We start from the raw sequence: 21,493 nt of genomic DNA, 5'->3' as shown, positions 1-21,493 counted from the left end.
AACGGCTCCCCCGGACGGGGGACCGCGCGGGCCGACGGAACCGAACCGAGGTGTACGCGATGGTGGCCCCGCCGGACAACGACGTGCTCTGGGCACGCGCCCTGCACATCCAGCACAACGGCTCACCCGCGCTCTGCGGCGTCTCGCTGGAGGTGCGCGAGGGCGAGATCCTGGCCGTCACGGGTCCCCGCGGCAGCGGCAAGACGACCCTGCTCCAGTGCCTCGCCGGGCTGCTCCCCGCCCAGGAGGGCGAGGTCTGGTTCAACAGCACACCGGTGCACACCCTGGGACCGGCGGCCCGCGAACGGCTGCGGCGCGACCGCTTCGGCTGGATCGACACGACGCCCCTCCTCGTACCCGGTCTGAACGCCTGGGAGAACACGGCCCTGCCGCTGATGCTGCGCGGCACGAGCCGCCGCCGGGCCAAGGCCGTCGCGCTGGAGTGGCTGGAGCGCCTCGACATCGGCGAGCACGCCCGCACGCGCCCGCACCGGCTCGTCCAGGCCCAGCGGCAACGGGTCGCCGTCGCCCGGGCACTCGCCACCTGCCCGACCGTGCTCTTCGCGGACGAGCCGACCGCCGCGCTGCACCAGGGCGACGGGGCGCAGGTGCTGCGCACCCTCACCACGGCGGCCCGCTCGCACGGCATCACCGTCGTCCTCACCACCCACCAGGCGCAGGAGGCGGCCCTGGCCGACCGCACGGTGTCCCTGCTCGACGGACGCCGCGTCAGCACCGTGCACCTGCCCCCGGTGGCCGAGGCAGAAGGCCGGGCCGCGTGCTCGCTCTCCGCCTAGCCCGGGGGGCCCACCCCCTCCTCCAGCTCCGCCGGCTCCTGGTCGCAGCGGCCTCGGCGGGCACGGGCTTCCTGCTGCTGTGCACCCTCGGACACGCGATGGGGCACCCCGACGCGCCGGGCGGCTCGGCGCTGCGGCTGGCCTGGTGCGCCGCCCCCGGGGCCGCCACGGTGTACTTCGCGGTGGCGGTCGCCCGTACCGATCCGGGCACCCGCCCGCGCTCCGGCCTCGCGGCGATCGGCCTCGGCCCGGCCCGGCTGACGGCCCTCTCCGCGGTGACCACGGCCCTGTCGACCCTGCTCGGCTCGCTGCTGGCACTGCTGGTCTTCCTGCATCTGCGAGGTGATCTGCCGGGCCTGCCGTTCGGCGGCGCCGCGGCGGGGTTCCTCGCCGCGGACCGGCCGCTGCCGCTGCCCGCGGCGCTGACGCTGCTGTCGCTGGTGCCGATCGCGGCGTCCACGGCCGCGGCGCTGGCCCTGCGCCCCGGGAACGGCGGTCCGCGCCCGGCCGGGCGGCGCGGCCGGGCACGGACCGCGCCCGGCGGCGACGGCACCCCGGACGCACCACCCTCCGGCCCGGACGAGACCCCGGTACCGGATCCGCCCACCGCGCCCCGGCCCGCTCCGGGCGGCCTGCCGTGGGGCGTGGCCGCCCTGGCCGCCGGACTCGCCGTGGAGGCCTACGCGAGCCGCCCGGGTCCGGCCCTCCACCTGTCCGGCGGGCTGCCGAGCGGACAGGTGGGGGTGTCGGCGGGCTGGGCGCTGACCGCGCTGGGGCTCGTGCTGGCCGCGCCCGCGGTCGCGCATCTGTGCGGCCGGCTGCTGCAGGCCGTGCGTCCCGGTGCGCTGCGGCTGCTGGCCGGGCGCGGCCTCCAGGAGGACGCGCGGCGGATCGGGCGGCCGCTCGGTGTGGTGTGCGCCGTGGCGTCGGGGACGTACGCGATGGCGGCGTACGCCGACGCCCGCCCCTCGTTCGGGCCGCTCACCACGCTGGGCGCGGTGCTCGTGGCGGGCTGCACGCTCGCCACGCTGGCGACGGCGAGCGTCGAGGCGCGGCAGACACACGCCGACACGGTGGCCGCGCTGGTGCGGCTGGGTGCGCCGGCGACGGTGCTGCGCACCGCGGCGCTGCTGCGCGCGGGCGTGCTCGTCGCGGTGTTCGCCCCCCTGACCTGGGTGGTCGCCGAGTTGGCGGCCGTGCCGCTCGCGAGCTGAGCGCGCCCTCTCAGGGCCGGGAGCCTTCCGGCCGGAAGAATTTCCGCGGCCACCGATGAGTTCCGCACCGCCGCGCGGTCCATCTCTGCGTACGACCCACCACACCTCGGGAGAGACCGCTCATGTACCAGCAGATGATCTTCGTTAACCTTCCGGTCGCCGACGTCGACGCCTCGAAGAAGTTCTTCACGGAGCTGGGCTACTCGCTCAACCCGCAGTTCACGACGGACGACTGCGCCTGCGTCGTCATCAGCGACACGATCGTCGCGATGCTGCTGAGCAGGCAGCGCTACGCCGACTTCACGGCCAAGGAGATCGCGGACGCCACCAAGACCAGTGAGGTGCTGGTCTGTCTGAGCGCCGAGAGCCGCGAGAAGGTCGACGAACTGGTCGACACGGCGATCGCGGCGGGCGGCACGAGCAGCCGGGAGGCGACGGACCACGGCTTCATGTACGGCCGCACGTTCGACGATCTGGACGGCCACACCTGGGAGATCGTGTGGATGGACCCGGCGGCGGTCCAGGGCTGAGCCCGGCCGGGTGAACGGCGCGGCGACGGCGGGAAGTCGAGGGCAGGCCCGGACAGCGTTCAAACGCGGCCATGGTTAATGAGAGGGCAAAGGCGACCGTCATGCCGGACATCGGCGTTGACAGCACTTAGCCGACGCTTATAGACCTGTGATTCTCCTGGGGACGCTGTTGCAGCAGCAACGGTCCCCCCACCCCCCGCAGTTGCGCATCCCGCGAAGGGCCATCGTGACCATATCCTCCCGCACCGCACGATCGGTGCGCATTCTCGGCGTCGCCTCCGCCACCGCCGCGCTCGCGCTCGGTGTGGCCGGCAACGCACTCGCCTGCAACATCCGTGACTTCTCGGCCGCTGCGTCCTGCGACGGCAACGGGAAGGGCGTCATCACCGTCACCGACAAGGACGCCTCCGGCAAGGAGGCGACCGTGACGGTCTACCTGGAGTCGAACGGCGCGGACGCCAAGAAGGTCGGCGAGCAGACCGTCACCGGCACCCGCGAGGGCGCCACCGTCACCTTCTCCGAGGACTGGGCGCCGAACGCGCAGTACCGCATCCACATCAAGGCCGGCAACATCGTCGACGAGGACGTCAAGTCGGGCCTGACCACGCCGTCCGAGGCGTGCAAGAGCGAGACCACCCCGCCGGCCACCCAGACCCCGAAGCCGTCGGAGACGCCGTCGTCGTCCACGACCCCGTCGGCCACGCCGTCGCAGTCCGGCAGCACGGCCCCCGCCACCACCGTGGACAACTCCCCCTCGCCCGCGGCCGGCAGCTCCAACCTGGCCGAGACCGGCGCCAGCTCCAGCACGCCCCTGATCGCCGGTGTCGCCGGTGGCCTGGTCGTCATCGGCGGTGGCGCGGTGTTCTTCGGCATGCGCCGTCGCGGCGCCACGAAGGCCGACTGACGCCCCATCGGTTTCCAGCGGCCGACGGCCCGTCCCCTGCCCGGGGCGGGCCGTCGTGCTGAGCGGTCACCCGGATCCGCCGGTTGCGAGCACCACGGTCTCGGCCGCCTCGAACACCACTCCGACCTCGTCCCCGGCCTCCGGCGCCTCCCGCAGGGCACAGGCCGCCTCCAGCTCCGGCGCCTCGCCGGGCAGCAGCCGCACGGTGACATGGGTGCCGCGGAAGGTGCGCGCGGCGACGGTGCAGCGCAGGCCCTCGGCCGCGTCCACCAGCCGTACGCCGGCGGGCCGGACCAGCAGTGCGCCCGCCCCCTGCGGGGAGCCCTCGGGGACCGGGAGTCTGCCCCACGGCGTGTCCGCCACCCGGCCGGAGACGGTCGCCGGCACCACGTTGTCGAAGCCGAGGAACCGCGCCACGAACTCGTCCGCGGGCCGCTGCCACACATCGAGGGGCGTACCGGACTGGGCGATCCGTCCGTCACGCATCACGACGACCCGGTCGGCGAGCGCGAACGCCTCGCCCTGGTCGTGGGTGACGGCGAGCACCGTGGTGCCCAACCGCCCGAACAGATCACGCAGTTCGACGACCAGGCGTTCGCGCAGGGACCGGTCGAGCTGGCCCAGCGGTTCGTCCAGCATGAGCAGCCGCGGCCGGGGCGCGAGGGCGCGGGCGAGCGCGACACGCTGCTGTTCGCCTCCGGAGAGCGAGGCGACGGCCCTGCGCGCGGCCCCCGGCAGCCCGACCAGGCGCAGCAGCTCACCGACGCGCGCGTCCCGTTCGGCGCGCGCCACACCGTGCATACGGAGCCCGAAGGCGACGTTGCCGCCCACGTCACGCTGCGGGAACAGCTGGTGGTCCTGGAACATCAGCCCGACCCCGCGCCGGTGCGCGGGCACCCCGTCCAGGGCCCGGCCGTCCAGGATCACCCGTCCCGCGTCGAGGAGTTGCAGCCCGGCCACCGTGCGCAGCAGCGTCGACTTGCCGCTGCCGCTCGGCCCCAGCACACACACCACCTCGTGCTCGGCGACGTCGAGGCCGACTCCGTCGAGGACGGCGCGCCCCGCGAGACGCACGGTCGCCCGCTCGAGCCTGAGCATCGTCACCACTCCCCCGCCCGGTCGGTGCGCAGCCGTTCCAGGACCAGCAACGCCATCGCGCACACCACCATCAAGATCGTCGAGAGGGCCATGGCCTGGCCGTAGTTGAGATCACCCGGCCGTGCGAGCAGACGCGCGACGGCCACCGGCAGGGTCGGGTTGCCCGGCCGTGCGATGAAGACGGTCGCCCCGAACTCGCCCAGGGACACGGCGAACGCGAACCCGGCCGCGATCAGCAGCGCCCGCCGCACGATCGGCAGGTCGACCTCCCGCCACACCCGCCACGGCGAGGCCCCGAGCACGGCCGCCGCCTCCCGCAGCCGCTCGTCCACGGCCCGCAGCACGGGCAGCATGGTGCGCACCACGAAGGGGGCGCCCACCAGCGCCTGCGCGAGCGGCACCAGGATCCATGAGCCGCGCAGGTCGAGCGGCGGCCGGTCGAGGGCGATCAGGAACCCGAAGCCGACGGTGACGGCGGACACGCCGAGCGGCAGCATCAGCAGCGCGTCGAGGCCGCGGACCAGACGCCCGGCGTCCCTGCGGGCGAGGGCCGCGGCGGCCAGGCTCCCGATCAGCACGGCGATGAGCGTGGCGGCGACGGCGTACCGCAGCGAGGTGCCGACCGCGTCGAGGGGCGGGACGAGGAAGGTTCCGCCGTCCGTGCGGGTCAGCGCCGCGTAGTAGCCGAGACCGGGGGCGTCGAACGACCGCAGGACGAGGACGGCCGGCGGCAGCACCAGCAGCACGCCCACGGTGAGCAGGACGGAGGCGAGCAGCGCCCACTGGCCCGCCCCGTGCGGCCTGCGCGCGGTGCGGGAGGCATCGACCAGGCGCAGCGCGCTCTCGCGGCGGCGCACGGTCCACGCGTGCGCGAGGAGGATCGCGCCCACCGCCGCGAACTGGACGAGCGTCAGCACGGCGGCCGTGGACAGGTCGAAGATCTCCGAGGTCTGGCGGTAGATCTCGACCTCCAGCGTGGAGAAGGCGGGGCCGCCGAGGATCTGCACCACGCCGAACGAGGTGAACGTGAAGAGGAACACCATCAGGGCGGCGGCCGCCAGGGCCGGGCCAAGCGCGGGCAGGGTCACCTGCCGCCAGGCCGCGAACCGGGAGGCGCCGAGGACGCGCGCGGCCTCTTCCTGGCGCGGGTCGAGCTGCGCCCACAGACCGCCGACCGTGCGGACGACGACCGCGTAGTTGAAGAAGACATGGGCGAGCAGGACGGCCCACACGGTGGTGTCGAGCCGGACGCCCCACAGGTCGTCGAGGAGTCCGCCACGGCCGACGAGGGCGAGGAAGGCCGTGCCGACCACGACGGTCGGCAGCACGAACGGGACGGTGACGACGGCGCGCAGCACCTCCTTGCCCGGGAACGCGAGGCGGGCGAAGACGTAGGCACCGGGGAGCGCGACGAGGAGCGTCAGGGCGGTCGAGGCCAGCGCCTGCCAGGTGGTGAACCACAGCACGTGCCGCATGCCGGGCTGCGCGAGGACGTCCACGACGGCCCCGGGGTGCCACGCCCCGTCGGCGTGGAGGCCACGGGCGACGATCGCGGCGACGGGGTAGGCGAAGAAGAGCGCGAAGAACGCGACCGGCAGGGCGATGAGCCCCCACCGCGCCGCGTTCCCGCGCCTCCTCGGGTCTCCTTCGGTACGAGCTACTTCAGTACGAGCGAGGTCCATGCCTTGACCCACTGGTCGCGGTGGGCGGCGACCTCGGCCGGGGCCATGGTCTCGGGGTCCTTCGCCGCGGGCCCGTACGCGGTGAACTCGGCGGGCACCGCGGCGCCCTTCACCACCGGGTACACGAACATGTTGAGCGGCATGTCCTGCTGGAACCTCGTGCCGATCAGGAAGTCGAGGAACGCCTTGCCGCCCTTGGTGTTGTGCGCGTTGCTCAGCAGGCCCGCGAACTCGATCTGCCGGAAGCAGGTGCCGTCGGCGACACCGGTGGGCGCCGTCTTCGGGCGGGGCTCGGCGTAGACGACCTCGGCGGGCGGGGAGGATGCGTACGAGACGACGAGCGGCCGGTCGCCGCCCGCCTTCCTGCCGCCGGCGGATCCGGAGAACTCCTGGTCGTACGCCTGCTCCCAGCCGTCGACCACCTTCACGCCGTTGGCCTTGAGCTTCTTCCAGTACTCCGGCCAGCCCCGGTCGCCGTACCGGGCGGCCGTGCCGAGCAGGAAGCCGAGGCCGGGCGAGGAGGTGGCGGCGTTCTCGGTGACGAGCAGGTTCCTGTACGCGGGCTTGGTGAGGTCGTCGAAGGAGGCGGGCGGGGCCAGCCTGTGGTCGGCGAAGTACTTCTTGTCGTAGTTGACGCAGACGTCGCCGAAGTCGACCGGTGTGACCCGGTGCTTGTCGCGGTCGAGCTGGTACTGCCCGCCGACTCGGTCGAGGCCCTCGGCCCGGTACGGCTGGAACAGCCCGTTGTCGAGCGCCCGGGACAGCAGCGTGTTGTCGACGCCGAAGAAGACGTCGCCCTGCGGGTTGTCCTTGGTGAGGATCGCCTTGTTGACGGCCTGTCCCGCGTCGCCGTCCTTGAGGACCCGGACGCGGTAGCCGGACTCCTTCTCGAAGGCCGCGACGACGCTCTTGGACGCGGCCCACGAGTCGTGGCTGACGAGGGTCACGGTCGTGGAGTCGCCGCCGCTGCCGCCGGTGGAGCCGGACGAGCCGCACGCGGACAGCGTGACCATGCCCAGCCCGACGACCGCGGCCGCGAACTGCCTGCCGATGTTGTTCACTGACATTCCTCCTGGAGGTGACCAGGAAGAGACGCGGCCCCGCCCGGGAACGCGGAGCGGACCCGGGCAGGGCGCAACAGCCTGAATGGAGACCGAACTTCCTACCCAGAATGACCTGGGCGAGGTTCAGAGGGTCTGCGGTCGTTCCCGCACTCTCAGCGCTGTGGCGCTCCCCTGTCGGAATATGAAGATGTGCTTACGGGGGTCAGACTACCGTCCTACCGCTCGCCGGCCGCCAGCTGCCCGCACGCTCCGTCGATCTCCTGGCCCCGGGTGTCCCGGACGGTGACCGGTACCCCGTAGGCGGCGATCGCCTCGACGAACGCCTTCTCGTCCTCGGGCCGCGAGGCGGTCCACCGGGAGCCGGGCGTGGGGTTCAGCGGGATCAGATTGACGTGCACGGGCTTGCCCTTGAGCAGCCGACCGAGCAGATCGCCGCGCCACGCCTGGTCGTTGATGTCCCGGATCAGCGCGTACTCGATGGACAGCCGGCGCCCGGACCTGGCGGTGTACTCCAGCCCGGCGTCCAGCACCTCGCGCACCTTCCACCGCGTGTTGACCGGGACGAGGGTGTCCCGCAGCTCGTCGTCCGGGGCGTGCAGCGAGATGGCGAGCCGGCACTTGAGGCCCTCGTCGGTGAGGCGGTGGATGCCCGGCACCAGGCCCACCGTCGACACGGTGATCCCGCGCTGGGACAGCCCGAGCCCGTCCGGGGCGGGGGCGGTGAGGGCACGGATGGCGCCGACGACCCGCCCGTAGTTGGCCAGGGGCTCGCCCATGCCCATGAAGACGATGTTGGACAGCCGCGCCGGACCGCCCGGGATCTCGCCGTCGCGCAGCGCTCGCATGCCGTCCACGATCTGGTGCACGATCTCGGCGGTGGACAGGTTGCGGTCGAGGCCGGCCTGCCCCGTGGCGCAGAAGGGGCAGTTCATCCCGCAGCCCGCCTGCGAGCTGATGCACATGGTGACCCGGTCGGGGTAGCGCATCAGCACGGACTCGACGAGCGTCCCGTCGAACAGCCGCCACAGCGTCTTGCGGGTCGTGCCCCGGTCGGTCGACAGATGCCGGACGACCGTCATGAGCTCCGGCAGCAGCGCCTCCTGGAGCCCGGCGCGGGAGGAGACAGGGATGTCGGTCCACTGCTCGGGGTCGTGCGCATACCGCGCGAAGTAGTGCTGCGCGAGCTGCTTGGCGCGAAACGGCTTCTCACCGATCGCGGCGACCGCCTCCTTGCGCTCGGCGGGCGTGAGGTCGGCGAGGTGCCGCGGCGGCTTCTTGGCTTCGCGCGGCGCGGTGAAGGTCAGTTCTCCGGGCTTGGGCATGGTGCGTCCAGTGTCGCAGATCCAGTCGGGTGACCTGGGGCTGTCGCTCGCTACGACTGTCGTTAGTAGTCGCCACCGGTCGCTGCTGAGCGGCCTCGGACGGCCCAGGGACGGCCCAGGAATGAACCGAGCCGGGAGCGGAGATCGGAAGCTGCTCCGCCGACCGACACCCGTCACTCAAGCGGCATGGGAGCGACCGGGAGCTGTTCCTTGTATAGCCACGTGAAGGTGCGGTCCGGTTCGAGGTGAGCCTCTCCCCAGTGGATGACATGGATGCCGTTCTCCGCGTCGGCCGTGAAGAACACGCAGACGAGCCTCGTGGAGGCCCCCAGCTCCTCGAACGCCTCGTGCAGTCCCAGGTACTCCTCCGTTGCCAGGCCGGCGTCGACCTCGAACAGCCCGTCTGGAGCCTGCGGCCCATGGGCCCGGAACAGCCGTCGGCGAGTCGGCGACGCATTGGCAGGCAACCGTGCGCGATCTAGGGGCCGCAGCTTGTCCGCGTACCTGAAGGGAAAGAGCGCGTGCTCGTTGATCACGGCGTACTCGTACCCTCGTACGTCCCGTACGGACTCCCCCAACTCCCGCGCCGCGTCCGCCAGGCCCTCACGCACAGCCCCGACCAGGGCCACACCGTAGGGGCTCCGCTTCTTTAGCCCCGCCGCAATGTGCGCCGCGTGAGCCTTCGAGTGTGCCTTGGCCAGTTGCAGTGGCACCGCGACGGCGAGCGCGCCGGCGTGCCGCCCGAACCGCTCGGTTGCCCAGTCCGACGGCACAGCCAGATCACCACTCAACTCGCACATGAGGCGTCCTCTCCTCGGATCGTCCGCTTCTCAACTGTGTGACAGCCACGCGAAGGACCCACAAGGGGGCGATTCGGCCACCATGACAGAGGCAGAACCGCGCCACAGTCCTGTCGTAGCGGTAGAACCGATTGAAGGCGGATCATCCTGCTCCAGCCCGCTTAGAGGCTGAGCCCGCTAGCATGTCGGAACGACGGTCAGAGAGTTGAGGGTTAAATGTCGCTGGAAGCGCAAATCGCCTCTAAGGCAAAAGAGATTCACACCGATGGGTACCCGATGTCCATCGGTGAGGTGCTCTCTCTTTACAAGGATGGGGACATTGATGTCCATCCTGAATTCCAGCGGATTTTCAGGTGGAACGACGATCAAAAGTCGCGACTCATCGAATCCATTCTCCTCGGCATCCCCATCCCGCCGATCTTCGTCTCGCAACGAGGAGACGGCATTTGGGACATCATCGACGGTGTGCAGCGACTGTCCACCATCTTTCAGTTCGTGGGTGTTTACCGCGACCATGAAGGTCGACTGGCACAGCCTCTGGTGCTCCAGCCCACGGAATATCTTCCGGCCCTCGAAGGCTACACCTGGGAGGTTGCAACCGAGAGCGGAAACGTCTTCACCGACGCAATGCGGAGGGACTTCAAGCGCGCCAAGCTCGAATTCCGCATCATCCGGAAGGAGTCAGATGAAAACGCAAAATATGACCTCTTCCAGCGTCTAAACTCAGGGGCTCAACTTTCCCCCCAGGAAGCACGAAACTGTCTCCTCGTAATGCTCAACTCGGACATGTTCAGTAGAATTTCTGAGCTTTCCGAAAACATCAACTTCAAGGATTGCGTCCCCCTGTCGGACCAGAAAGAAGGTCAGGCATACCGACAAGAGCTCGTTTTGCGATTCTTCTGCCAGGCAGCCTTCACTGGATCGCATACTGAACTCCCGCTTGAATACGGCGAGTATCTGACGCGATGGATGCGCGACGCTGCCCAGTCGTACAGTGCAGGCGATTCACCCATTGACGTTGAGCTCTTCCAGCGCACATTCAAGCTCTTGAACGAGCAGCTAGGCGAAGATGCCTTCCGACGCTTCAATGGCGTGAAGAGTCTTGGACCGTTCTCGATTTCCTCCTTCGAGTTCGTCACCTCGGGCGTAGCATCGAATATTGACTTCTGGGAAGACAATGCCGCCCGGCTGGCTCAACGGGTGCATTCTGTTTGGGTCGCACCGGAATTCCGGGAGAATTCGGGCACCGGCGTTAGCCCACGTCGCCGGGTCCCTAGGCTGATCCTCAACGCCCGTCGGTACTTCTCCTCTGCGGACTGACTGTGGCAGTCAGAACAATCGGGGAGCTAGAGGACCGACTAGACAATGCGCTGGCTTGGCGTCGCATTGAACTACAGACGCTGAAATCTCAAATCCGGGCCACCTACAGGAATTCAGCCCACTCACCCTTGACCCGAGCCTTAGCGCGTAGCGGTATCGCTCTGCTGTACGCCCACTGGGAGGGCTACGTCAAGGAATCCTGTCAGGCCTATGTGGACTACGTAGCGAAGCGGCGTTTGAAAGTAGGTGAATTGAACGACGGTCTCCTGAAAGTCGTGCTTGACCAACTGAATCGTCGGTCCGCTTCCGGTGATGAGTCGGCGATGATGGCCCTCATGGAGGCCGTGCGCACTCCCGCATAACGCCCGTGCTCGCATACCGCGTGACACCATTGTCGACACGAAGTCCAATCTACGGTCGACAGTGCTCTCGGATATCCTGGAGTGCATCGGGCTCGACCCGGCTATCTTTCTTACAAAGAATAACCTCATCGACCGAACTCTCTGCGACGGTCGAAATGCCATTGCGCATGGTCGAGATTACTATCCAAATCCCGACGAGTTCGATACGTTGCACGATGAAGTAATGTCGATGCTGACCGAGATTCGATCTACGATCATGCTGCACGCGCAAGAGCAGAGGTATCGGAGAAATTCCCAGTAAGTCTGTGGCGCGACGTCGCGAGGTCGGCGGAGCGGCTTTGGGCTGGAGCTGCTTTGGGGCGAGTGATCATGGCCCCGTAAGCTTCCGGCGCGTCGGGCAGTCTGTGGACCTGCCCGGTAAAGCACGACGTTGGGGCCATGATCTTAGAGGCTCGCCCCAAAGTGGCTGCCTAAAGCCGTGGAGTCGACCGCCCCAGCCACAGAGGGTTTTCTCTGCTCTGCCCGCTGCACGTAGCGCGCCGCCGGGCGCGGCCAGCCGGGGCGCAGACAGGAGGCAGGCCGCGCCGCAGAGGCGGCGCGCACCCGCGCCGTGCGCGGGCTTGATGAACGTAGGGAAAGTCCTACCGCGCTCGCTCTCAGTGATCGTCTCGATCAGGACGGATCTACTCACGGAGTAGGTGCACGGCTACGCTTGTGCCGACCGGCGTCACAGGAAGCAAGGGGCGTGCTCACCGCATGGGACCGAAGTCGGAGCGGGTCTACCGCACGATTCGCGAGTGGATCTCCACAGGCGTGTACCCGCCAGGCTCCAAGATCCCGTCCGAGCGCACCCTCGCGGAAGAGCTAGGCATCGGTCGCACGGCACTGCGCCAGGTCCTCGCCAAGCTCGTTGCCGAGGGTGTCATCGAGGTGCACGGTCGTAGCTCGTACCGGGTGCCGGACCGATCCGTGACCACGAAGACGCCGACGGACGTCGAGCCGTGGCAGATCCATGGTGAGCGGATGCTGTACGACAACCAGTGGGTGAAGCTCAGCCTCGTCGACGTCGAGCCTCCAGGAGTCGAGCGCTTCGAGCATCACGTGGTGAAGCTGCACCACGTGGCCATCGCCGCCGTCATCGACGACCAAGACCGCGTGTTGATGCTGTGGCGCTACCGCTTCGTCCCCGACTCGTTCGGCTGGGAGTTGCCCGGCGGCATCGTCGACGAGGGCGAGGACCCGTCGCAGACGGCTCTCCGTGAGGTCGAGGAGGAGACCGGCTGGCGGCCGGAGGCTCTCCAGCACGTGGTCACCTATCAGCCCATGGTGGGCATGGTCGACTCGCCTCACGAGATCTACGTGGGCCAGGGCGCCAAGCTCGTCGGGGAACCGACGGACCTCGAAGAGGCGGGGCACGTCGCGTGGGTACCGCTCTCCGACATCCCGGGGCTGATGGCCCGGGGCGAACTCATGGGCTCGGGAACGCTCGTCGCCCTGCTGCACGTGCTCGCCTCGCGGGGTGCCGGGGCTTCTCCTACAGCTGCTGCGTGAGCTGCTCGACTCGGCGCCGATGACGTACTGATCCCGTACGGCTCGCAATCAGGCGTGCCTGGCAGAGGTGTTCGTGCGCCTTGTCGTACTCGCCGCGGGCCAAGTGCGCCTGCGCGAGATCGCAGCGCAGTCCTGCGGAGGCCCGGACGAAGGTCGGGTCTGAGGTGTCGAGCGCCACGTACAGGTTCGCGACAGCTTCGTCGTCGCCGAGCAGCGCCAGTGTGCTGCCGCGCCACCTGGTGAGGTGTCCTTCGTTCAGGAAGATGCTCAGCATGTCCGGGTCCCTGGCGTCCGCCCCGGGCGGGAGGCATCGCACCGCGCTCTCCAGCGCCCGCCGGCAGTCGTCGGGCATCCCCGCCCTGGCGCAGATCTCGGCTTCGGCCGCGTACAGCCAGGCAGCGAGGCGCGGAGACATGGCCTTGCCGCCGAGTCGCTGGGCCTCCCGGATCAACTGCACTGCCATGGGGGCACGGCCCGCATCGCACAGCACGTATGCCTGCTCGGCCGTGGCGTGCGCGAGGTACATCGGCGCGTCGGCCTCCTGGGCTGCTCGCTTGCCCAGCTCGTAGTTGCGCCAGGCACGTTCGACCGCTCCGACGTCGAGGGCCTGCCAGGCCGCCAGCGTCGCCGCCCCGGCGAGCGCTCGAGCGACCGGTCGCCGGGTTTCGGGGAGTACGGCGAAGGTGAGGGCGTCCTCAAGGGTTGCCAGGTGGGCGGTCATCTGGTCGACGAGGCTCACGGCTCCCATCTGCCGGTCCATGGTCCTCAACAGCTCCGTTTGGTCCATGAACGTCTTCACCATGGTCAGGCTGACGCTGCGGGCCGCGTCGATCCGGTCCATGAGTTCGTCGTAGCCGTCTGCCGTGGCGGGTGCAGGCAACGTCTCGGGCTTGCCAGTCAGTTCGTCATTGGTGATGCCGAGCAGACCGCGCAGGATCTTCGCGTAGCGGGCCGAGATCGGGCGTCGGCCGTTCTCCCACTCCGAGACGTACACGCGCAGACTGGCCGTTGATGCGACCGTGAGCATGTGCTGTCGCGCATGGCGCTCGATCTCCCGGACCAGCCGCTCTTGCGACCACTCCCGTGCGCTCCTCGCCGCCTTGAGTCCGTTCGTCACGTCGCGCCGCCCTGCCTAGGTTGCTGAGCCCTGACAGCAGCATGCCGCACAGCAGCGCAGGTAGGCAGGGGTTAACGCGTCGGGTGTTAACCCCTGTTGGCTACCGGGCCGTTGGCCGGAACGGTTCCCTGGAACCGTGGCAGTAAGGCCAGTTGAGGCACCGAGCGCACAGCATCGCTTGACAACTGGTGCGCACCAGATGCAACCTTCTGGTGCGCACCAGTTAGCAGCGCAAAGGCCAGCGGCTTTGCTGCGGCCCCGTCCATGCACGGGAGCGGCGACCCACCGCCAAGCAAGTACGCCGCTCCCTCCCCTCTGAAAGGGAGTTCCATCATGCGTCAGATTCCCGTCGACACCACCGGCGCCACCGTGATGGTGGCGAAGGCACCGCAGCCGAAGCTGAAGGACCGCCGGACGGGCGAGATCGCCCTCGACACCGAGACCGGCGCCAAGCTGATGACCGTCGACGTGATGTTCGCGGCCAACAACGAGGTGGAGATCCTGTCCCTGACCGTTCCCGAGACTGGTGTCTCCGAGGAACTGGTCATGGGTATGCCGGTCGCGCTGACCGGCCTGGTCGCCCGGCCCTGGGAGAACGAGTTCAACGGCCAGAAGCGGCACGGGATCGCCTTCCGCGCGGTTGCCGTCACGTCGCTCGTCGCCGCTGGCTCGGCCTCGAAGGCGGCCTGACGATGACCGGCTTCACGGTCGCCCTGGTGCTGGTCGTCGCCGCTGCGGGTCTCCTGCGGTGGCGGCGCCCCGCCTGGTACTGGCTGACCTTCGGGGTCACCTTCGCCACGCTGCGGGTCCTGGTCCGGTATGCCTCCGTCATGGACGCCTGCGGGCTGACCGTGCCGCCCTCGCGCTGGCGCCTCATCCTGGCCCGGATGGCCAACCGTCCGGTGCCGGAGTCCCGGGCACCTCGCATCCGGCGGCTGCGGCCCACACGGACCGGCCTGGTCCTCCGGCTCAAGCTCCAGCCCGGACAGGACGCCTTCGACGTCTCGGCCGCCACGGACCGGCTGCGCCACTCCTTCGGAATGTACGGCGTGGCCTCCTGCGAACTTCGGTCCGGTGTCGTCGAGTTGCGGATGACCGGCTACGACGTGCTGAAGCGGGTGCAGATGCCCGCCAAGACCGACCGTACGCCGATGCGGGTTCCGGTCGCCCTGCGGGAGGACGGCTCGGTGCACTACCGCGACTACCGCAGCGTTCCGCACGGTCTGACCCTCGGCGCCACCGAGTCCGGCAAGTCCGTCTATCAGCGCAACCTTGTCGCCGGGCTCGCTCCGCATGACGTCGCCCTCGTCGGCATCGACTGCAAACAGGGGGTGGAGCTCTTTCCGCTGGCCCGCCGGTTCTCGGCGCTCGCCGACAACCCGGACACCGCGCTTGAGTTGCTGGAAGCGCTCGTGACCCACATGGAGGAGGTGTATCAGCTCATCCGCGCCGAGCAGCGCGTCAGCGTGGCCGTGCCGGATGCGGAGATCGCCGCCGACATATGGGACCTGCCGGAAGATCTGCGCCCGGTCCCGGTCGTGGTCCTGGTCGACGAGGTGGCCGAACTCGCCCTGTTCGCCACCAAGGAGGAGGAGAAGAGGCGGGACCGGATCATCACCGCTCTCGTCCGGCTCGCCCAGCTCGGCCGCGCGGCCGGCATCTATCTGGAGATCTGCGGGCAGCGCTTCGGCTCCGAACTCGGCAAGGGCATCACGATGCTCCGCGCCCAGCTCACCGGCCGGACCGCACACCGCGTCAACGACGAGTCCAGCGCGAACATGGCCTTCGGCGACATCTCTCCGGACGCCGTCCTCGCCGCGATCCAGATCCCGACCGACACACCCGGTATCGCCGTCACGGGCGACTCGTCCGGCGGCTGGGCCCGTATCCGCGCTCCGCACACCTCGCTCCGCGAGGCCGTGAACATCTGCAACAAGCACGCCGACCGCACCCCGGACCTGCCCGCACTGGCGGCCTTCCGGCCCGCTCTCACCCCGCTGCCGTCGGCCGGTGTGCCGCTCTCCAAGGCAGCGCCCGCCGCGGCCTGACCTCTCGCCTCTCGGTCGGCGCGACCGCCTTTGCGCCAAGTCCCTACCCCCTCCATGCCTCATGGCAGGAAGGAGCCCCCCGTGTTCTGTGAGCACTGCGGCGACGTCGACGGCACCGAGACCGGCGTCGACCACGACGAACGTGACTGCCCCTGGTACGACACCGACGAGGGCACCGTGACGGTTGACCCCGCCCACCTGGCTGACGTCCTTCAGGCCGCCGCGGACGGCGTCCCGGCCCTCCAGGCCGCGACCGACCTCCTCGTCGACCACGGCTTGTGGATCAAGCATCTGGCCGAGCGACCTGGCCTGCTGCTGATCGACTACTCCGGGTCTGCTCCGGAGGTGTACGGGGTCGACTGGCTCAAGGTCGTCGAAGCCCTGGCCGCGAAGAAGCTGCCCGCGTCGGGTGGGGAGCTGCGCATCCTGGCCATCGCCGCGTCCCTCGCCGACACCGCCGCCCGAATCCCGCTGGGTGACGCTGTCAGCGGTCTGGACGCAACCAACCTCGACCGGGTCCTGAAGGCCATCGCCAAGGCCAACGGCCGATCCGTGACGGGATGACCGTCATGACCTCGCGACTACGCATCGATGCCGTGCTCGTCCAGGCCGTCATCGCCGGGGCCCTGTCCTTCGCCCACCTTCACGACCTCGCCGCTGCAGCCGGACAGGACGGATGGAAGGCGTGGGCCTACCCGATCAGCGTTGACCTGCTTCTGGTCGCCGCCTGGCGACGGCTCCGCAGCGACGGGCCGTCCCGGCTCGCCTGGTGCTGGTTCCTGATCGCCCTGTTCGCCTCCCTCGGTGCCAACGTCGCCACCGCCGGATTCCTCGACCTGGCCAACCCGCCCGCCCTGCTCCGACTCGGCATCGCCGGATGGCCCGCCCTCGCCTTCCTCGGTGGCACCCTCCTCGCTCACTCCGCCGGGGACCATGTGCCGGTTCCGCCGGCCCCCGCGCCTGAACCGGTCGCTGGAGCAGTCACCGCCGACGCGGAGTCGGACGCCATCCCGGTGCCCAGCGCCGAGGAAGCTCCCGCGCTCCCCGCCCCCGAACCCGTCGCGTCTGCGCCCGCCGTTCCGGCTCCCCCGGTCCCGGCCGCGCTGGTCGACCACGCCCGCAAGGTCGCCGACGACCACCGCGCCCGTACCGGATCACCGATCGACACCGACACCCTGCGCGCCCGCCTCGGCGTCCCACCGCAGCTCGCCGACGCCATCGCCGCCCAGCTCGCCTGACCAGAAGGGAGAACCACCGCCATGCCCGCCCGCGACCACTTCCACTCCGTGATGCGGATCGGCCCCGTGCAGATCGGCACCCGCCGCGACCGCAACGGCCAGACCAAGCACGCCGCCGTGTGCACCGCCGACCGCTGCGGCTGGTCCGCCGAGTACTCCAGCCAGTCCGCCGCCCAGCTCGCCGCCCGCACCCACCGCTGCAAGGTCCGCTAGGAGTCCACCGCCATGCAGGTTCCGCTCTGGCTCGCGCTGATCGTCGTCGGCTGGCTCGGCGTCAAGCTCATCCGCCCGCCCTGGTGGCTCATCGTCGTGCTCCTCCTCGGCGGCTACCTCCTCGCCGACAGCGTGTTCGCCCCGCTCATCGACTCCACCGTCAAGTAAGCGACCAGGAAGGAACACCCGCGATGCTCCGCCCCAAGGTCCCGACCAACCCGATGCCGACCGGCATCGTCACCCCGCCCACGGTCATCGAGCCGACCGCCGTGGTGCAGCAGTCGTCGGCTCCCACCCCCGCCCCGCCCGCTCCGGCCGCTCCCGCTCCTGCCCGGCCCACCGTCCAGCTCACCCCCGGCTCCGTCGTCGCGCTCATCGGTGGCGGCACGGCCGTGGTCCTGGTCGTCGGCACGGTTCTCGTCTCCATGCTCCTGGCGGTCGCCGTCACCGCCGCCTCGGTCGCCGTCTGCGCCCTGGTCGTCCGCTCGCTCATCTCCGGCCAGCACCACCGCTGACCCGGCTCCCGAGGCGACGTACAAGCCGCCAAGCACGCCGCCGCCTCCGGGACCGGGTTCCGCCAACCAGCCGCCCTCGCAAGGGAGAACACCATGGACATGCAGCTCGCTGCGAGCCTTGCGCCGTTACTGGGCTGGGCCGTGCACGGCGGTATCCTCACCCGCCGTCTCGCCTCCTCCCGCCATGACCCGCTCACCGGCCTGCACACCCGCGCCGGATGGACCGCCCGCGCCGAACACCTCATCCGCTGGCGCCCTCGGGCCGTCGTCCTCCTGGTCGACCTCGACCACTTCAAGACCCTCAACGACCTCCACGGCCACGCCGCCGGGGACGCCGCCCTCGTCGCCACAGCCGACCGGCTCCGCACTTGGTGTGGACGCAACGGCACGGCCGGACGCCTGGGTGGGGATGAGTTCGTCGCCGTTGTCCAGGACTCGGCCGCCGCCGACCTCGACGCGCTGACCACCGCGCTTCACCGGCCGCTGCCATACGACGGGGCGTCGCTCCCGATGGCCGCCTCGGTCGGTGCCTGCCTCGTGACCGAGCTGCCGGTGCCTTCCCTGACCCACGCTCTCGCCGCCGCCGACGCGGCCATGTACGCGGCCAAGGGCCGTGGCCGTCGAGGCTCGCGCACCTCTCGCTGACCGGCACCCGGGTGGCGCACAAGCCGCCAAGCACGCCGCCACCCGGGGCCGTTCCTTCCAACCGCGATCGAAAGGAACCCTCATCATGGCCCAGCTCATCCCGCCCGCGCCGAGGATCTGCCCGACCTGCGACGGCTTTGCCTCCGTCGCCGTCACCCTCGGCGGTCGCGACGCCCGCGGCCACCTGCGCACCATCACCGCCAACTGCCCGGCCTGCAAGGGCACCGGCACCACCCGCCGCACCCGGGAGGGCGCCCGTGCCTGACCTGCTGCGCGACCCGACCACCCTCGGCGACCTGCTGAGGGTGGCTTCGGCTGCCGACTACCACCGCTGGCACGACCAGATCCGCCGCACCGGCGGCTGCGCCGACCCCATCCACCTGCGCGGCTGGACCCTCCACAAGGACAAGGTCACCGGCGAGACCCTGCACCACTACTCCACCGAGTCCGAGCCGGGCGGGCGCCTCCGCGTCGCCTGCGGCAACCGCCGCGCCTCCCGCTGCCCGGCCTGCGCCTGGACCTACGCGGGCGACACCTACCACCTGATCCGCGCGGGCCTGGCCGGAGACGACCGCCGCGACATCCCCGCCACCGTCCGCGACCACCCGCGCGTCTTCGCCACCCTCACCGCCCCGTCCTTCGGCCCGGTCCACAACCGCCCCGACCGAGGCGCCTGCCGCTGCGGCACCCGTCACGCCACCGATGATCCCGCCCTCGGCACGGCCCTCGACCCGGTCACCTACGACTACGCGGGCGCCGTCCTCTTCAACAACCACGCCGGGCAGCTGTGGCAGCGCTTCACCAACCGGCTCCGCCGCGAGATCGCCGCCCGCGCCGGCCTCTCCCAACGGGAGCTGAAGGAGTGCGCCCGGCTGTCGTACGGCAAGGTCGCGGAGTTCCAGAAGCGCGGCGCCGTGCACTTCCACGCCGTGATCCGCCTCGACGGACCCGAAGGGCCGGACACCGCGCCCCCGTCCTGGGCCACGGTCGATCTCCTCGCCGACGCGATCCGCGCCGCCGCCGCGCACTCGTACACCTCCGTCTCGCTGCCCGCCGCCGAAGACCAGCCCGCCCGCACCTTCCGCTGGGGCACCCAGCTCGACGTACGCCCCGTCAGGGCCTTCGGTGACGGCTCCGCGATCACTGAACAGGCCGTCGCGTCCTACGTCGCCAAGTACGCCACCAAGGCCGCAGAGAACACCGGCACCCTCGACCGCCGCATCGGGGAGCTGTCCGAACTCGACCGCCACGGCGTGCCCGACCACGCCCGCCGCCTCATCGAGGCGTGCAAGCTGCTCGACCCCTTGTACCCCGACCGCCGCCTGTGGGCTTGGGCGCACATGCTCGGATTCCGCGGCCACTTCAGCTCCAAGTCCCGCCGCTACTCGACCACCCTCGGCGCCCTCCGCCAGGCCCGCGCCGACTTCCGCGCCGCCCAGGAACGCGAAGCCCTCGGGCTCGAGGACCACGAGCCGGACACCGTGCTCGTCCTCACCGGCTGGCAGTACGCCGGGCACGGCCACACCCCCGGTGAATCCGTCCTCGCCGCCACCATCGCCCGCGATCTCCAGCTCAACCGCGAAACCGCCCGCGAAGCCCTACGCGACCGACTCACCGACGAAAGGGAGTGCTGACCGTGGCCTCAGAGCTGCCGAACCGGTTCCTGACCCCTGAGGACCTGGTCGAGATGTTCGAGCTTCCCAGTGTGGAGACGGTCTACCAGTGGCGCCGGAAGCACACCGGTCCCCGCGGCTTCCGCGTCGGGCGGCATCTGCGCTTCGATCCGCGCGATGTTCGGGCCTGGGTGGACTCGCAGCTTGGGGAGGCCGCCTGATGGCCGGCCACGTCCAAGACCGCTGGTACAAGACGGAGACCGGGCCGGACGGCAAGTCCATCAAGGTCAAGACTGAGCGGTACGGCACCGGCATGCGCTACCGCGCCCGTTATATCGGGCCCGACGGCACCGAGAAGTCCAAGAGCTTCCCGGACCGACAGAAGCGCCTCGCCGAGAAGTGGCTCACCGATATCGCGTCGGACATGTCGCGCGGCCAGTACATCGATCCGCGCGCAGCTCGGATCACGTTCAAGAGCTACGCCGAGAAGTGGCTGAAGACGCACCACATCGACCCGGCCAGTCAGGTCGTGGTCGAGCAACGGTTGCGCCTGCACGCCTTCCGGCTGATCGGCTCTCGGCCCCTGGACTCCTTCCGTCCGGAGCACATCCGGGGCCTGGTGAGCGCGCTGGAGAACGACCCGGCCGTGAGCGGCGGCTATGCGCGGAACATCTACGGAGACGTGCGGGCTGTGCTCAGTGCGGCCGTTGATGACGGGCTGTTGCCCCGCAACCCGTGCGCCGTGAAGTCCGTTCGCCCGCCGGCCACCGAGCAACGCCGTGTCGTGCCCTGGCTGCCTGCGCAGGTTCAGGCGGTCCGTGCAGCACTCCCCCAGCGCTACCGGCCCATGGTGGACGTGGGCGCCGGTTGCGGGCTCCGTCAAGGGGAGATTGTGGGACTGGCTGAGGATGCACTCGACTTCGAAGGCGGCCTCATTCGGGTGGTGCGGCAGGTGAAACTGATTCGAGGCAAGGCCGTGTTCGCTCCGCCGAAGTGCAACAAGGAGCGGGACGTACCGTTGCCTCCCTCGGTGGCTGAGGCTCTGCGGGCTCACATGGACGCCTTCAAGCCGGTCGAGATCACGTTGCCCTGGCGTAAGCCAGACGGTCCGAGGGTGTCTGCCCGCCTCCTGTTCACGAACACCGCGAGCGGTCTTGTATGGCGCAGCAACTTCAACATCCAGGAGTGGAAGCCCGCACTCGCGGCGGCTGGCCTGATCTCGGAGGCCGGGGAGGACGGCAAGTACGAGTCCGCTCGTGAGCACGGCATGCACGCGCTCAGGCACTTCTACGCCTCGGTGCTGCTAGACGCCGGCGAGAGCATAAAGGCCGTGAGTGAGTACCTGGGCCACTCCGACCCCGGGTTGACGCTGCGGGTTTACGCGCATCTGATGCCGTCGAGCCTAGAGCGAACGCGGAAGGCAGTCGACAGCGTTTTTCGAACCTCTCACGATTAACAAG

The 21,493-nt window shown here is 70.0% G+C and carries 26 protein-coding genes and 1 riboswitch; of the genes, 20 read left to right on the top strand and 6 right to left on the bottom strand.

The window, feature by feature from the left end; translation table 11 throughout:
- Positions 1–59: 59 nt before the first annotated feature.
- From ACFYMU_RS15020 to ACFYMU_RS15005, 4 genes are all read left to right on the top strand, one after another.
- On the top strand, positions 60–797 hold the full coding sequence (locus ACFYMU_RS15020; RefSeq protein ID WP_388372772.1) for an ABC transporter ATP-binding protein: 738 nt from the start codon (positions 60–62) through the stop codon (positions 795–797).
- Positions 779–2,011 (top strand): hypothetical protein, encoded by a 1,233-nt coding sequence (locus tag ACFYMU_RS15015; protein WP_388372771.1) that lies wholly within the window; start codon positions 779–781, stop codon positions 2,009–2,011. Before ACFYMU_RS15020 ends, ACFYMU_RS15015 begins: the two co-directional genes overlap by 19 nt.
- A 122-nt stretch (positions 2,012–2,133) precedes the next feature.
- Positions 2,134–2,541, top strand: coding sequence for a VOC family protein (locus ACFYMU_RS15010; protein WP_388372769.1), 408 nt, complete (start codon positions 2,134–2,136; stop codon positions 2,539–2,541).
- A 226-nt stretch (positions 2,542–2,767) separates the two neighbouring features.
- Positions 2,768–3,445 (top strand): LAETG motif-containing sortase-dependent surface protein, encoded by a 678-nt coding sequence (locus ACFYMU_RS15005; protein ID WP_388372767.1) that lies wholly within the window; start codon positions 2,768–2,770, stop codon positions 3,443–3,445.
- A 66-nt stretch (positions 3,446–3,511) separates the two neighbouring features.
- Here ACFYMU_RS15005 and ACFYMU_RS15000 read toward each other — a convergent pair whose 3' ends face one another.
- From ACFYMU_RS15000 to ACFYMU_RS14980, 5 genes are all read right to left on the bottom strand, one after another.
- Positions 3,512–4,543 (bottom strand): ABC transporter ATP-binding protein, encoded by a 1,032-nt coding sequence (locus ACFYMU_RS15000; protein ID WP_388372766.1) that lies wholly within the window; start codon positions 4,541–4,543, stop codon positions 3,512–3,514.
- Positions 4,544–4,545: 2 nt separating this feature from the next.
- Positions 4,546–6,225 carry an ABC transporter permease gene (locus ACFYMU_RS14995; protein WP_388372764.1) on the bottom strand — a complete coding sequence of 560 codons (1,680 nt, stop codon included), beginning with the start codon at positions 6,223–6,225 and terminating at the stop codon, positions 4,546–4,548.
- Complete coding sequence (locus ACFYMU_RS14990) at positions 6,201–7,292, bottom strand: thiamine ABC transporter substrate binding subunit (RefSeq protein ID WP_388372762.1); 1,092 nt, start codon at positions 7,290–7,292, stop codon at positions 6,201–6,203. The genes ACFYMU_RS14995 and ACFYMU_RS14990 overlap by 25 nt, the downstream gene beginning before the upstream one ends.
- 74 nt (positions 7,293–7,366) lie before the next feature.
- Positions 7,367–7,472: riboswitch (TPP riboswitch) on the bottom strand.
- Positions 7,473–7,504: 32 nt separating this feature from the next.
- On the bottom strand, positions 7,505–8,611 hold the full coding sequence (gene rlmN, locus ACFYMU_RS14985; protein WP_388372760.1) for a 23S rRNA (adenine(2503)-C(2))-methyltransferase RlmN: 1,107 nt from the start codon (positions 8,609–8,611) through the stop codon (positions 7,505–7,507).
- Positions 8,612–8,784: 173 nt separating this feature from the next.
- Positions 8,785–9,411: a hypothetical protein gene (locus tag ACFYMU_RS14980; RefSeq protein ID WP_388372759.1), complete on the bottom strand. Its 627-nt coding sequence runs from the start codon at positions 9,409–9,411 to the stop codon at positions 8,785–8,787.
- A 216-nt stretch (positions 9,412–9,627) separates the two neighbouring features.
- On the opposite strand from ACFYMU_RS14980, the gene ACFYMU_RS14975 reads away from it, so the two are divergent.
- From ACFYMU_RS14975 to ACFYMU_RS14960, 4 genes are all read left to right on the top strand, one after another.
- Entirely contained in the window at positions 9,628–10,731 is a 1,104-nt protein-coding gene (locus ACFYMU_RS14975) for a DUF262 domain-containing protein (protein WP_388372757.1), read from the top strand.
- A gap of 2 nt (positions 10,732–10,733) precedes the next feature.
- Positions 10,734–11,093 (top strand): MAE_28990/MAE_18760 family HEPN-like nuclease, encoded by a 360-nt coding sequence (locus ACFYMU_RS14970; protein ID WP_388372756.1) that lies wholly within the window; start codon positions 10,734–10,736, stop codon positions 11,091–11,093.
- A 13-nt stretch (positions 11,094–11,106) separates the two neighbouring features.
- Positions 11,107–11,394 carry an MAE_28990/MAE_18760 family HEPN-like nuclease gene (locus ACFYMU_RS14965; RefSeq protein WP_388372920.1) on the top strand — a complete coding sequence of 96 codons (288 nt, stop codon included), beginning with the start codon at positions 11,107–11,109 and terminating at the stop codon, positions 11,392–11,394.
- Positions 11,395–11,849: 455 nt separating this feature from the next.
- Complete coding sequence (locus ACFYMU_RS14960) at positions 11,850–12,644, top strand: NUDIX domain-containing protein (protein ID WP_388372754.1); 795 nt, start codon at positions 11,850–11,852, stop codon at positions 12,642–12,644.
- On the opposite strand, the gene ACFYMU_RS14955 is transcribed toward ACFYMU_RS14960, so the two are convergent.
- Positions 12,628–13,671 carry an XRE family transcriptional regulator gene (locus ACFYMU_RS14955; RefSeq protein WP_388372918.1) on the bottom strand — a complete coding sequence of 348 codons (1,044 nt, stop codon included), beginning with the start codon at positions 13,669–13,671 and terminating at the stop codon, positions 12,628–12,630. The two genes, ACFYMU_RS14960 and ACFYMU_RS14955, sit on opposite strands and share 17 nt — an antisense overlap.
- Positions 13,672–14,094: 423 nt before the next feature.
- Here ACFYMU_RS14955 and ACFYMU_RS14950 point away from each other — a divergent pair, with 423 nt between their 5' ends.
- The 12 genes from ACFYMU_RS14950 to ACFYMU_RS14895 all read left to right on the top strand — a co-directional run bounded on the left by ACFYMU_RS14950 (position 14,095) and on the right by ACFYMU_RS14895 (position 21,489).
- The gene (locus ACFYMU_RS14950) at positions 14,095–14,451 is read left to right on the top strand and encodes a hypothetical protein (RefSeq protein ID WP_388372752.1); all 357 of its coding nucleotides are present in this window, start codon (positions 14,095–14,097) and stop codon (positions 14,449–14,451) included.
- A gap of 2 nt (positions 14,452–14,453) precedes the next feature.
- Complete coding sequence (locus ACFYMU_RS14945) at positions 14,454–15,809, top strand: FtsK/SpoIIIE domain-containing protein (RefSeq protein WP_388372750.1); 1,356 nt, start codon at positions 14,454–14,456, stop codon at positions 15,807–15,809.
- An 81-nt stretch (positions 15,810–15,890) separates the two neighbouring features.
- Positions 15,891–16,373, top strand: a complete 483-nt coding sequence (locus ACFYMU_RS14940; protein ID WP_388372749.1) for a hypothetical protein — start codon at positions 15,891–15,893, stop codon at positions 16,371–16,373.
- 5 nt (positions 16,374–16,378) lie between these two features.
- The gene (locus tag ACFYMU_RS14935; RefSeq protein WP_388372747.1) at positions 16,379–17,047 is read left to right on the top strand and encodes a DUF2637 domain-containing protein; all 669 of its coding nucleotides are present in this window, start codon (positions 16,379–16,381) and stop codon (positions 17,045–17,047) included.
- A 21-nt stretch (positions 17,048–17,068) separates the two neighbouring features.
- Positions 17,069–17,260 carry a mobile element transfer protein gene (locus ACFYMU_RS14930; RefSeq protein WP_388372746.1) on the top strand — a complete coding sequence of 64 codons (192 nt, stop codon included), beginning with the start codon at positions 17,069–17,071 and terminating at the stop codon, positions 17,258–17,260.
- A 12-nt stretch (positions 17,261–17,272) separates the two neighbouring features.
- Positions 17,273–17,428 carry a hypothetical protein gene (locus ACFYMU_RS14925; RefSeq protein ID WP_388372744.1) on the top strand — a complete coding sequence of 52 codons (156 nt, stop codon included), beginning with the start codon at positions 17,273–17,275 and terminating at the stop codon, positions 17,426–17,428.
- Positions 17,429–17,451: 23 nt separating this feature from the next.
- Positions 17,452–17,775 carry a SpdD-like protein gene (locus ACFYMU_RS14920; protein ID WP_388372742.1) on the top strand — a complete coding sequence of 108 codons (324 nt, stop codon included), beginning with the start codon at positions 17,452–17,454 and terminating at the stop codon, positions 17,773–17,775.
- Between the two features lie 93 nt (positions 17,776–17,868).
- Positions 17,869–18,420 carry a GGDEF domain-containing protein gene (locus ACFYMU_RS14915; RefSeq protein WP_388372740.1) on the top strand — a complete coding sequence of 184 codons (552 nt, stop codon included), beginning with the start codon at positions 17,869–17,871 and terminating at the stop codon, positions 18,418–18,420.
- A gap of 85 nt (positions 18,421–18,505) precedes the next feature.
- A complete protein-coding gene (locus ACFYMU_RS14910; RefSeq protein ID WP_388372738.1) occupies positions 18,506–18,685 on the top strand; it encodes a hypothetical protein in 180 nt (59 codons plus the stop codon).
- On the top strand, positions 18,678–20,054 hold the full coding sequence (gene repSA / locus ACFYMU_RS14905) for a replication initiator protein RepSA (RefSeq protein WP_388372736.1): 1,377 nt from the start codon (positions 18,678–18,680) through the stop codon (positions 20,052–20,054). Before ACFYMU_RS14910 ends, repSA begins: the two co-directional genes overlap by 8 nt.
- Positions 20,048–20,254 (top strand): helix-turn-helix transcriptional regulator, encoded by a 207-nt coding sequence (locus tag ACFYMU_RS14900; RefSeq protein ID WP_388372734.1) that lies wholly within the window; start codon positions 20,048–20,050, stop codon positions 20,252–20,254. Before repSA ends, ACFYMU_RS14900 begins: the two co-directional genes overlap by 7 nt.
- Positions 20,254–21,489, top strand: a complete 1,236-nt coding sequence (locus ACFYMU_RS14895) for a tyrosine-type recombinase/integrase (RefSeq protein ID WP_388372732.1) — start codon at positions 20,254–20,256, stop codon at positions 21,487–21,489. Before ACFYMU_RS14900 ends, ACFYMU_RS14895 begins: the two co-directional genes overlap by 1 nt.
- The last annotated feature ends 4 nt before the right edge of the window (positions 21,490–21,493 follow it).

Origin of the sequence: Streptomyces sp. NPDC007264, from assembly GCF_042869095.1 — a bacterium.
In the GTDB taxonomy this organism is placed as follows: Bacteria; Actinomycetota; Actinomycetes; order Streptomycetales; family Streptomycetaceae; genus Streptomyces.
The sequence above is the reverse complement of the archived record's forward strand: the minus strand, read 5'-3'. Positions and strand labels throughout refer to the sequence as shown.